Annotated in this window: 1 protein-coding gene; it reads right to left on the bottom strand. The window is 39.8% G+C overall.

The window, feature by feature from the left end:
* On the bottom strand, positions 1-1,475 hold a 1,475-nt coding region (locus tag DS885_RS14105; protein WP_113820062.1), incomplete at its 3' end, for a TRAP transporter permease.
* Positions 1,476-1,530: the final 55 nt, after the last annotated feature.

Below are 1,530 nucleotides of genomic sequence, written 5' to 3'. Positions count from 1 at the left end.
CAGAAGACAATCATATGTGCCGCTAATAACCCAACTCCTAACTCAGTCAAACTTGGCACGGCCATGATAGATAATACGATATAAGCCGCAGTTACTGGTAACCCCATTCCTAAAATCACAGCTGCAATAGCAATAAGTCCTAATACAGACCATAGATGACCACCTGAAAGCGCCATCAGGAATTGCGTGAACTGCAAGCCAATACCCGTTTGTCCTACTACACCTACAACAATACCTGCTGTACCGCAGGCAACACTGATTGGCAGTGCTAAAATTGCCCCTTCTTTCATACCTTCAAAGAATACACCAATAGTAATTCTACTATGCTTACGGCACATTGCCGCCACAAGAATAGCAACACAACCTGTAATGCCTACTAGGATCGGTGAATAACTCATCAATAAAAGCGTAGTAATAAGAATTAAAGGCACTAAAAAATGCCAGCCTTCTTTTAATACTACGGATATTTTTTCAGTTACATCCATCCCATGTAACCCTAATTTACAAGCCATTAAATGCACATAAAGTAAGGTACAAGCAAAATACAAAATAGCCGGAGCAATAGAAACTAATAAGATTTCACTGTAAGGAATACCTGTAAACTGAGCCATTACAAAGGCACCTGCTCCCATTACAGGTGGCATGATTTGTCCGCCAGTTGAAGCAGCGGCTTCAATTCCAGCAGCTTGCTCAGACTTATAGCCTAATTTCTTCATCATAGGGATGGTTAAAGCGCCTGTTGTTACTGTATTAGCAATCGCAGAGCCAGAGATAGAGCCTAAAGCCGCTGATGCTAATACACTTGCTTTCGCTGGACCACCACGGTATTTACCGGCTAGTGAAAATGATGCATCAATAAAGAATTTACCTGCTCCAGTGACTTGTAAAAACGCCCCAAATAATACGAAAATGAAAACCACACCTGCTGCAATCGCTAACGGCGCACCATAAATACCGTTAGTAGAGAATATATGGAATCTCACAATCTCTTCAATTGAAAAACCTTTACTAGCCACTGAACCGGGTAAATAATTACCAAAAATGGCATAAGTAAGGAATAAAGCTGCAATTAACACCATCACCATACCAACGGTCCGGCGTGTCGCTTCTAAAAGCAACACCATAATAATTAATCCCGATAACTGATCTAATGAGGTTAAGCCGTCCATTAGGAACATGATGTCGTCATAATCAAAAGACACTATCTGATAAGAAGCCCAAGCAATGGCTGCAATACACACAATATCAATTGTACGACCCAGCATATAAATAGCGGTTGATTTTTCTGACTTGACTAAGGGGAGCGTTAAAAACACTAAAATAAGCACCCAACTTAAATGAATAGGTCTAAATACAGGTGCAGATAAATCTGCAGTAATGCCTTGCCAGATTTGAAATACAGAAAGTGAGATGGCTGCTAATGCAGCAATTAAAACGAATTTATCTGAATACCAGCGAGTAGTTGATTCTGTCATGCTTTTCTCCGAAGCGAATTTCTTATACTAATTATATTAAATAAATGATCTAAAT

The sequence above is a fragment of the Psychromonas sp. B3M02 genome (genome assembly GCF_003318165.1).
In the GTDB taxonomy this organism is placed as follows: Bacteria; Pseudomonadota; Gammaproteobacteria; order Enterobacterales; family Psychromonadaceae; genus Psychromonas.
The sequence above is the reverse complement of the archived record's forward strand: the minus strand, read 5'-3'. Positions and strand labels throughout refer to the sequence as shown.